At 44.8% G+C, this 8,385-nt stretch carries 6 protein-coding genes, 16 tRNA genes, 2 rRNA genes, 1 pseudogene and 1 riboswitch; of the genes and pseudogenes, 3 read left to right on the top strand and 22 right to left on the bottom strand.

Annotated features, from left to right (window positions below):
* The first annotated feature begins 98 nt into the window (after nt 1-98).
* Nucleotides 99-1,550: a catalase KatA gene (katA, locus tag LWH95_RS21110; protein WP_003239645.1), complete on the top strand. Its 1,452-nt coding sequence runs from the start codon at nt 99-101 to the stop codon at nt 1,548-1,550.
* A gap of 36 nt (nt 1,551-1,586) precedes the next feature.
* Here katA and senS read toward each other — a convergent pair.
* From senS to LWH95_RS21095, 3 genes and pseudogenes are all read right to left on the bottom strand, one after another.
* A pseudogene (gene senS, locus LWH95_RS21105) lies at nt 1,587-1,773 on the bottom strand (transcriptional regulator SenS).
* Between the two features lie 132 nt (nt 1,774-1,905).
* Nucleotides 1,906-3,678: a phosphomethylpyrimidine synthase ThiC gene (gene thiC / locus LWH95_RS21100; RefSeq protein WP_003239647.1), complete on the bottom strand. Its 1,773-nt coding sequence runs from the start codon at nt 3,676-3,678 to the stop codon at nt 1,906-1,908.
* A 132-nt stretch (nt 3,679-3,810) separates the two neighbouring features.
* Nucleotides 3,811-3,918, bottom strand: a riboswitch (TPP riboswitch).
* A 68-nt stretch (nt 3,919-3,986) separates the two neighbouring features.
* Nucleotides 3,987-4,679, bottom strand: a complete 693-nt coding sequence (locus LWH95_RS21095; RefSeq protein WP_232920313.1) for a Type 1 glutamine amidotransferase-like domain-containing protein — start codon at nt 4,677-4,679, stop codon at nt 3,987-3,989.
* 114 nt (nt 4,680-4,793) lie between these two features.
* On the opposite strand from LWH95_RS21095, the gene LWH95_RS21090 reads away from it, so the two are divergent.
* Nucleotides 4,794-5,057 (top strand): spore coat protein, encoded by a 264-nt coding sequence (locus LWH95_RS21090; protein ID WP_232920312.1) that lies wholly within the window; start codon nt 4,794-4,796, stop codon nt 5,055-5,057.
* A gap of 53 nt (nt 5,058-5,110) precedes the next feature.
* On the opposite strand, the gene LWH95_RS21085 is transcribed toward LWH95_RS21090, so the two are convergent.
* Nucleotides 5,111-5,314 (bottom strand): hypothetical protein, encoded by a 204-nt coding sequence (locus LWH95_RS21085; RefSeq protein ID WP_080030861.1) that lies wholly within the window; start codon nt 5,312-5,314, stop codon nt 5,111-5,113.
* Between the two features lie 139 nt (nt 5,315-5,453).
* Here LWH95_RS21085 and spo0M point away from each other — a divergent pair, with 139 nt between their 5' ends.
* Nucleotides 5,454-6,230 (top strand): sporulation control protein Spo0M, encoded by a 777-nt coding sequence (spo0M, locus tag LWH95_RS21080; RefSeq protein WP_133488183.1) that lies wholly within the window; start codon nt 5,454-5,456, stop codon nt 6,228-6,230.
* An 82-nt stretch (nt 6,231-6,312) separates the two neighbouring features.
* Here the strand turns inward: spo0M and LWH95_RS21075 are convergent.
* The 18 genes from LWH95_RS21075 to LWH95_RS20990 all read right to left on the bottom strand — a co-directional run.
* A tRNA-Leu gene (locus tag LWH95_RS21075) sits at nt 6,313-6,394 on the bottom strand.
* 280 nt (nt 6,395-6,674) lie between these two features.
* Nucleotides 6,675-6,763, bottom strand: a tRNA-Leu gene (locus LWH95_RS21070).
* Nucleotides 6,764-6,770: 7 nt separating this feature from the next.
* Nucleotides 6,771-6,841, bottom strand: a tRNA-Cys gene (locus tag LWH95_RS21065).
* A gap of 5 nt (nt 6,842-6,846) precedes the next feature.
* Nucleotides 6,847-6,921: transfer RNA gene (locus tag LWH95_RS21060), tRNA-Gly, on the bottom strand.
* A 48-nt stretch (nt 6,922-6,969) separates the two neighbouring features.
* A tRNA-Gln gene (locus LWH95_RS21055) sits at nt 6,970-7,041 on the bottom strand.
* 9 nt (nt 7,042-7,050) lie between these two features.
* Nucleotides 7,051-7,126: transfer RNA gene (locus LWH95_RS21050), tRNA-His, on the bottom strand.
* Between the two features lie 24 nt (nt 7,127-7,150).
* Nucleotides 7,151-7,224, bottom strand: a tRNA-Trp gene (locus tag LWH95_RS21045).
* Nucleotides 7,225-7,229: 5 nt separating this feature from the next.
* Nucleotides 7,230-7,314 (bottom strand) — tRNA-Tyr (locus LWH95_RS21040).
* 22 nt (nt 7,315-7,336) lie between these two features.
* Nucleotides 7,337-7,409 (bottom strand) — tRNA-Thr (locus LWH95_RS21035).
* A gap of 5 nt (nt 7,410-7,414) precedes the next feature.
* Nucleotides 7,415-7,490: transfer RNA gene (locus LWH95_RS21030), tRNA-Phe, on the bottom strand.
* 12 nt (nt 7,491-7,502) lie between these two features.
* Nucleotides 7,503-7,579 (bottom strand) — tRNA-Asp (locus LWH95_RS21025).
* A gap of 14 nt (nt 7,580-7,593) precedes the next feature.
* Nucleotides 7,594-7,670: transfer RNA gene (locus tag LWH95_RS21020), tRNA-Met, on the bottom strand.
* Nucleotides 7,671-7,677: 7 nt separating this feature from the next.
* Nucleotides 7,678-7,753: transfer RNA gene (locus tag LWH95_RS21015), tRNA-Val, on the bottom strand.
* Nucleotides 7,754-7,762: 9 nt separating this feature from the next.
* Nucleotides 7,763-7,834: transfer RNA gene (locus tag LWH95_RS21010), tRNA-Glu, on the bottom strand.
* A 34-nt stretch (nt 7,835-7,868) separates the two neighbouring features.
* Nucleotides 7,869-7,960 (bottom strand) — tRNA-Ser (locus LWH95_RS21005).
* 5 nt (nt 7,961-7,965) lie between these two features.
* Nucleotides 7,966-8,040, bottom strand: a tRNA-Asn gene (locus LWH95_RS21000).
* Between the two features lie 9 nt (nt 8,041-8,049).
* Nucleotides 8,050-8,165 (bottom strand): 5S ribosomal RNA (gene rrf / locus LWH95_RS20995).
* Nucleotides 8,166-8,276: 111 nt separating this feature from the next.
* Nucleotides 8,277-8,385, bottom strand: a 23S ribosomal RNA gene (locus LWH95_RS20990); the annotation flags it as partial.

The raw sequence follows: 8,385 nt of genomic DNA, 5'->3' as shown, positions 1-8,385 counted from the left end.
CCTTAATAGAGATAACTATTTTATAATAATTATAAAATAATATTGACTTTTTACTTAGAGATGATATTATATTTTTATAAATTCCAAGAGGTGATCATATGAGTTCAAATAAACTGACAACTAGCTGGGGCGCCCCGGTTGGAGATAATCAAAATTCGATGACAGCCGGTTCTCGCGGACCAACTTTAATCCAAGATGTACATTTACTCGAAAAATTGGCCCATTTCAACAGAGAACGTGTTCCCGAACGTGTCGTTCACGCCAAAGGAGCAGGCGCACATGGATATTTTGAAGTGACAAACGATGTAACAAAATACACGAAAGCCGCTTTCCTTTCTGAAGTCGGCAAACGCACACCTTTGTTCATCCGTTTCTCAACAGTTGCCGGTGAACTTGGCTCGGCTGATACAGTTCGCGACCCACGCGGATTTGCTGTTAAATTTTATACTGAAGAAGGAAACTACGACATCGTCGGTAACAATACACCGGTATTCTTCATCCGCGATGCGATTAAGTTCCCTGATTTCATCCATACACAAAAAAGAGATCCAAAAACACACTTGAAAAACCCTACAGCTGTATGGGATTTCTGGTCACTTTCACCAGAGTCATTACACCAAGTAACAATCCTGATGTCTGACCGCGGAATCCCTGCAACACTTCGCCACATGCACGGCTTCGGGAGCCATACATTCAAATGGACAAATGCCGAAGGTGAAGGCGTATGGATTAAATATCACTTTAAAACAGAACAAGGCGTGAAAAACCTTGATGTCAATACGGCGGCTAAAATTGCCGGTGAAAACCCTGATTACCATACAGAAGATCTATTCAACGCGATCGAAAATGGTGACTTCCCTGCATGGAAACTATATGTGCAAATCATGCCTTTAGAAGATGCAAATACGTATCGCTTCGATCCGTTTGATGTTACAAAAGTTTGGTCTCAAAAAGACTATCCGTTAATCGAGGTCGGACGCATGGTTCTAGACAGAAATCCGGAAAACTACTTTGCAGAAGTGGAACAAGCGACATTCTCACCTGGAACACTCGTGCCTGGTATTGATGTTTCTCCGGATAAAATGCTTCAAGGCCGACTGTTTGCTTATCATGATGCACACCGCTACCGTGTCGGTGCAAACCATCAAGCGTTGCCAATCAACCGCGCACGCAACGAAGTGAACAATTATCAGCGTGACGGACAAATGCGCTTTGACAATAACGGCGGCGGATCTGTTTATTACGAGCCTAACAGCTTCGGCGGTCCGAAAGAGTCACCTGAGGATAAACAAGCTGCATATCCGGTACAAGGAATCGCTGACAGCGTAAGCTACGATCACAATGACCACTACACACAAGCCGGTGATCTCTATCGTTTAATGAGCGAGGATGAGCGTGCCCGCCTTGTTGAAAATATCGTTAACGCCATGAAGCCGGTAGAAAAAGAAGAAATCAAACTTCGCCAAATCGAGCATTTCTACAAAGCGGATCCTGAATACGGAAAACGCGTGGCAGAAGGCCTTGGATTGCCAATTAAAAAAGATGCTTAATAAAAATGCAAAAACCCGCTGGAAATAGCGGGTTTTTTATATTTTAGTGACGCACTGCCGTATGCTTCTCATCAATCTTCATATAAATTTCCTCCATCAGCTCCGCACTGTTCATAATCTCTCGTTTGTTTTTTTCAATCAGGAGCTCCAGCGGTAAAATCTGATTTCCGTATGTTTTTCGCTTCTTGAATCGCTTTCTCCCCTTCTCTTTTTTGATTCCCATCACTGTTCCCTCCTTTTTTCATACAAAAAAGGCCCTTATCTAAAAGATAAGAGCCTTCGGTGTTCCGATCAGCAAATGCTGGAAATGTATATTAGCTATATTAAAACGTATTCCATTTCGCCTGTCAATCTATTATTTATACAGCTGGCTGCCTTGATTCACAAATTCTTCGGCTTTTTCTTTCATCCCCTCTTGAATCGCATCCCATTCACTAATCTCTTTATCCTTCGCATAATCCCGAATATCCTGAGAAATTCTCATGCTGCAAAACTTCGGTCCGCACATTGAACAGAAATGAGCGGTTTTTGCTCCTTCAGCCGGCAGGGTTTCATCATGATATTCAAGCGCTCTTTCCGGATCAAGAGATAGATTAAACTGGTCTCGCCAGCGGAATTCAAAGCGGGCTTTCGATAACGCATCATCCCGTATTTGCGCTCCGGGATGCCCTTTTGCAAGGTCTGCCGCGTGTGCAGCAATTTTATATGTAATGACCCCTTCACGAACATCATCACGATTTGGCAGCCCCAAATGCTCCTTCGGCGTTACATAACAAAGCATTGCTGTCCCATACCAGCCGATCATCGCCGCTCCGATCGCTGAAGTAATATGGTCATAGCCCGGTGCAATATCTGTCGTCAGAGGCCCCAATGTGTAAAAAGGCGCTTCTTTGCAAATGTCCATTTGTTTATCGACGTTCTCTTTGATTTTATGCATCGGCACATGCCCCGGTCCCTCAATCATTACCTGAACATCATGCTTCCAGGCAATTTGCGTCAGCTCTCCAAGCGTCTCTAATTCAGCAAACTGCGCTTCGTCATTGGCATCAGCGATTGATCCGGGACGCAGACCATCCCCAAGAGAAAAAGCAATATCATACGTTTTCATGATTTCACAGATTTCTTCAAAATGAGTATACAGAAAGCTTTCCTGATGATGAGCCAGACACCACTGCGCCATAATCGCTCCCCCGCGTGACACGATTCCAGTTGTCCGTTTGGCAGTCAGCGGCACATACCGAAGCAAAACACCAGCGTGTATCGTAAAATAATCCACTCCCTGCTCTGCCTGCTCGATCAGTGTATCACGATAAATCTCCCACGTTAAATCCTCCGCTACACCGTTTACTTTTTCAAGCGCCTGATAAATCGGAACAGTTCCAACAGGCACAGGGCAATTGCGGATAATCCATTCACGCGTCGTATGAATGTCTTTTCCGGTGGAAAGATCCATCATCGTATCCGCTCCCCAGCGAATGGCCCACGTCATTTTTTCCACTTCTTCTTCAATTGATGACGTAACCGCTGAATTCCCGATATTCGCATTAATCTTCACATGAAAATTCCGGCCGATAATCATCGGTTCACTTTCAGGGTGATTAATATTTGAAGGAATGATCGCCCGGCCGCTTGCTACCTCATCTCTGACAAATTCGGGAGACACATGCTCGCGTATTGCGATAAACTCCATCTCTGGTGTAATGATCCCTTTTTTGGCATAATGCATTTGTGTGACATTTTGACCCGCTTTCGCCCGGAGCGGGTTCCGCTTTAGTCCTGGGTAGCTTACGTTTGGATTTGCTTTTTTATAACCGTTATCTTCTGGTTTTATAGCTCGTCCTTCATATTGTTCAACATCGCTGCGCTCCGTGATCCATTTTTGGCGGAGCGGCTTTAACCCTTCTTGAATATTAATGGTCACATCAGGGTCGGTATACGGTCCGCTTGTATCATAGACACGCACAGGCGCGTTTTCCTCTTCGCCGAACGACCCTGTCGTCGGACTCAATGCGATTTCCCTCATCGGCACTTGGATGTCCGAAGAAGAACCTTCCACATACACTTTCTTGCTCCCCGAAAAACTCGACATAATGGAAATGTTGGCTTGCTGCACTGAATTGTTTTGCATTACTTATCCTTCCCCTCTCTTCGTTTGAAAGGACAAAATCAAGCCCATAACCAGCACAAAAAACCGGATTCAAATGAATGAACCCGGTTACAGTCAGAAAGAAACATATTATTGCCCAGCACGACAATAATAAAAACAATTCCTCTACTTCCCCACGCTGGTACGAACCAGATCAGGTCCAAAGGGTTAAGAAGCTTACCTTCTCTCTCAGCCCGAAAGCGGGCACCCCCAGTAACTATTAATTTCGGACTCATCTTAACATAAAACCAATCGAAAAAAAAGAGGAATATAGAAAATATTCAGCTAATTCATCCCAAATAGTTGACCGGCAGCGGCGTTTCAGATATTTCATGATCACCCATCATCACCCGATATGCCTTTGCACCCGGTCTTGAACTCACTGTCTGAAACAGCTGATCATTTATGAAATGGAGAGCTGCTCCGTCGTCCGCCGCATAGCCATCGCACAAGAATTCGTTAGATATCAGCTGGTGGTATATCGGTCTCCGATCCTTTTCACCGTCATAATGAGGACAAAAGCTCCCTTGCAAAAAACCTAAACTTTTCATGCTTGTCAGCGGTCCGGCTGAATCTGTCACCCCTTCTTCAAACCAGCAAATCGCACCTGCACTTAAACCAGCTAAAATCACCCCGTTCTTCCATGCTTCCCTGAGAATAAGATCCAGCCCCCACTCTTTCCACAGCACAAGCATATTCCTCGTATTTCCCCCGCCGACATAAATTATGTCCTTTTCCATAACAAAAGAAATTAAATCTGTTGACGGCGGCTTAAATAAGGATAAATGAGACGGCACACAATCCAGTGTTTGAAATGCATCATAAAACCGCTGAACATAGTTTTGGGAATCACCACTCGCCGTCGGCAAAAAACAAACGCGAGGCGACTTCCGGTCTGGTTGATTGATGATATATTGATCGAGGGACAAATTTTCCGGCTCCATCGAAAAACCCCCGCCGCCCATCGCAATAATCTGTTTCATCATCTCACCACCTGACAAAATTTGTTATTCATTATAGCATTTTGTATAAAAACAAGATACAAAGCCAAATACTTTTTTATCAGGGGAACTAGAAAATAAGGAAGTGGATTGCCATTGAACAATGTCTCTAACCCGATAAACACCAAAGACATACCTGCATTTGTACTTAATTTCTTAATAACAATAAAAACAAGCATTAACAATTACACTGTCGCGATGACAGAAACCTCGAACCCTCACCTCCGAAGAGCATTGCGTGATCAATTAGATGTAGCTGTTTATCTGCATGGAGAACTTTCTGAACTCCTAATGGAAAAAGGCTTGATCCTGGATAAACAATTGCAAATCGATTCGCTTTTATCTTGCAGAGAACTGTAACAAAGTCATACAAAAGAGACGGTCTCTCATTTACGAGAGACCGTCTCTTCCTTTTATTGCTCCACTCTTCTTAAAGCCTCGTTTACCGTTTCTTTTATAAACGTGTCTTCTCCGCTCAAGCGGTCTAAACTGAGATCGCCGTTTCTCAGCCGTTCAGATATATTGTTTATATCCTCTTCTACCGTGATTTGCAGTTCACCAGCCAAAAACATTCTGTGTAATTCATCAGCAACCATACTTTCTTTATTCATTTCAATCCGCTCCTTTGCTTTCAATATTATTCTTAGTCTGTCCCTAGGCCGGACGAATAATAGGAAAAAAGTATGAATCAAATGAATCTTTTTTCCTCCTTCTTACGTATACCTGTTAAGAAAAAGAAAAAGGGGAAGATTTAACATGTCATTTTTTAAGAAGCTTGCGGCAAGTGCCGGAATCGGTGCTGCAAAAGTAGATACGATTTTAGAGAAAGACGCATATTATCCAGGAGAAGAAGTGCGGGGTACTGTACATGTCAAAGGCGGAAAAATCGCTCAGGACATCCGTTATATTGACTTACAGCTTAATACACGGTACGTCATTGTAAAAGACGATGAAGAGCACCGGAAATACGCTACAATTCATTCTTTCCGGGTCACTGGTTCATTTACCATTCAGCCTGGAGAACAGCATCAATTTCCGTTCTCATTCATTCTCCCACTTGATACACCAATCACTGTAGGGAAAGTAGAGGTCGCCGTAGTGACAGACCTTGACATTCAAGGCGGTATTGACAAGTCAGATCACGATCGAATTTTCGTTAAAGCGCACCCTTGGATTGAAAGTGTGCTGGAAGCAATCGAAAACCTGGGCTTCCGCCTTAACGAAGCAGACTGCGAACAAGCACCTTACTTCCAGCGCCGCCTTCCGTTCGTACAAGAATTTGAGTTCATTCCGACATCAGGCTACTATCGTCAGATGCTTGATGAATTAGAACTTATTTTCCTTTTAGACGAAGACAGTTTAGACATTATTTTCGAAGTCGACCGCAGAGCAAGAGGACTGCGAGGATGGCTGGAAGAGATGTATAATGACGGAGAACAGCTCGTACGCGTCCGCTTCAGCCAATCAGAGCTTGAGGATGCAGAAGGGCTTGAAGAGGTGTTAGAAGAGATTTTAGACCAATACGCTGAGTAAATATAAAAAGGAGCCTAGCTGAGCTCCTTTTCTTTGATAAAAAATAAAAACCCGTTTCTTATGAGAAACGGGTTTTTCAGTATACCGGTGGTCGGGGTCGAACCGACACTCCAGAAGGAACACGATTTTGAGTCGTGCGCGTCTGCCAATTCCGCCACACCGGCAAGTTTTACGTCGTATCTAACCGACGAATATAAATATATCATGGATCTCTTAAAGTGTCAACGTATTTCAAAAAAGTTTTTTGGAAATATAATAATAAATAAGTATAAGAGACTTAGCTAAACATAATGGCTCAAGCAGCTTTATGATCATGTATCAGAACTTAGCTGCTTATGATAAATCAAAGCAATAAAAAAAATGATCTACTCAAGTAGATCATTAATATGATTAGTTATAGTTTAAACACGCAAACACCAATTCAACTTACCAAGTAAGTAAAATTGGTGCCGAGGGCCGGACTTGAACCGGCACGGTAGTCACCTACCGCAGGATTTTAAGTCCTGTGTGTCTGCCAATTCCACCACCCCGGCAAAAGAAAGGCGACACCCGGATTCGAACCGGGGATAAAGGTTTTGCAGACCTCTGCCTTACCACTTGGCTATGCCGCCGTAATTGGAGCGGAAGACGGGATTCGAACCCGCGACCCCCACCTTGGCAAGGTGGTGTTCTACCACTGAACTACTTCCGCATCTTAAGGGACTTAATACATCATATGCAGTTTATATAAAAAGTGAGACTGGGCTAGCTGGATTCGAACCAACGCATGACGGAGTCAAAGTCCGTTGCCTTACCGCTTGGCTATAGCCCAATGATAATATGGGGCGATTGATGGGAATCGAACCCACGAGTGCCAGAGCCACAATCTGGTGCGTTAACCACTTCGCCACAACCGCCATAATCTCAAGATGTCATAAATTTGGCAGGGGCAGTAGGAATCGAACCCACACCGGAGGTTTTGGAGACCTCTGTTCTACCGTTAAACTATGCCCCTATAAATGGTGGAGGGGGGCAGATTCGAACTGCCGAACCCTGAGGGAGCGGATTTACAGTCCGCCGCGTTTAGCCACTTCGCTACCCCTCCACATTAAGTTTTGAAAAAACAGTGCCGGCAAGAGGACTTGAACCCCCAACCTACTGATTACAAGTCAGTTGCTCTACCAATTGAGCTACACCGGCATAGGTGGTGGCTCGGGACGGAATCGAACCGCCGACACACGGATTTTCAGTCCGTTGCTCTACCAACTGAGCTACCGAGCCTTATTATTTAAATGGCGGTCCGGACGGGACTCGAACCCGCGACCTCCTGCGTGACAGGCAGGCATTCTAACCAACTGAACTACCGGACCGTATTGAATTATTTTGGTTGCGGGGGCAGGATTTGAACCTGCGACCTTCGGGTTATGAGCCCGACGAGCTACCGAACTGCTCCACCCCGCGATGATAATGGTGGAGGATGACGGGCTCGAACCGCCGACCCTCTGCTTGTAAGGCAGATGCTCTCCCAGCTGAGCTAATCCTCCATCATATAATGACCCGTACGGGATTCGAACCCGTGTTACCGCCGTGAAAGGGCGGTGTCTTAACCGCTTGACCAACGGGCCCAGACTTTCAATTGCAATTATGTATAAGTATCAGTGGCGGAGAGCAAGGGATTCGAACCCTTGAGACGGAGTTGACCGCCTACACGATTTCCAATCGTGCTCCTTCGACCACTCGGACAGCTCTCCAATAATGGCTCCGCAGGTAGGATTCGAACCTACGACCGATCGGTTAACAGCCGATAGCTCTACCACTGAGCTACTGCGGAATGAAGTCTGCCTGGCGATGTCCTACTCTCACAGGGGGAAACCCCCGACTACCATCGGCGCTGAAGAGCTTAACTTCCGTGTTCGGTATGGGAACGGGTGTGACCTCTTCGCCATCATCACCAGACAATTTCAGTGACATTTAACATTATACTATGTATTCTTGAGGAAATCAAGTGTTTTTTTGAAAAAACTTATTCTCTCAAAACTAGATAACAGGTGTGACATCATTCAAAATGTGGTTAAGTCCTCGATCGATTAGTATCTGTCAGCTCCATGTGTCGCCACACTTCCACCTCAGACCTATCAACCTGATCATCTTTCAGGGATCTTACTTCCTTGCGGAA

The organism is Bacillus sp. G16, from assembly GCF_021282335.1.
Lineage (GTDB): Bacteria > Bacillota > Bacilli > Bacillales > Bacillaceae > Bacillus > Bacillus inaquosorum.
Note: the sequence above shows the minus strand (reverse complement) of the source record. Positions and strands in the feature narration are given on the sequence as shown.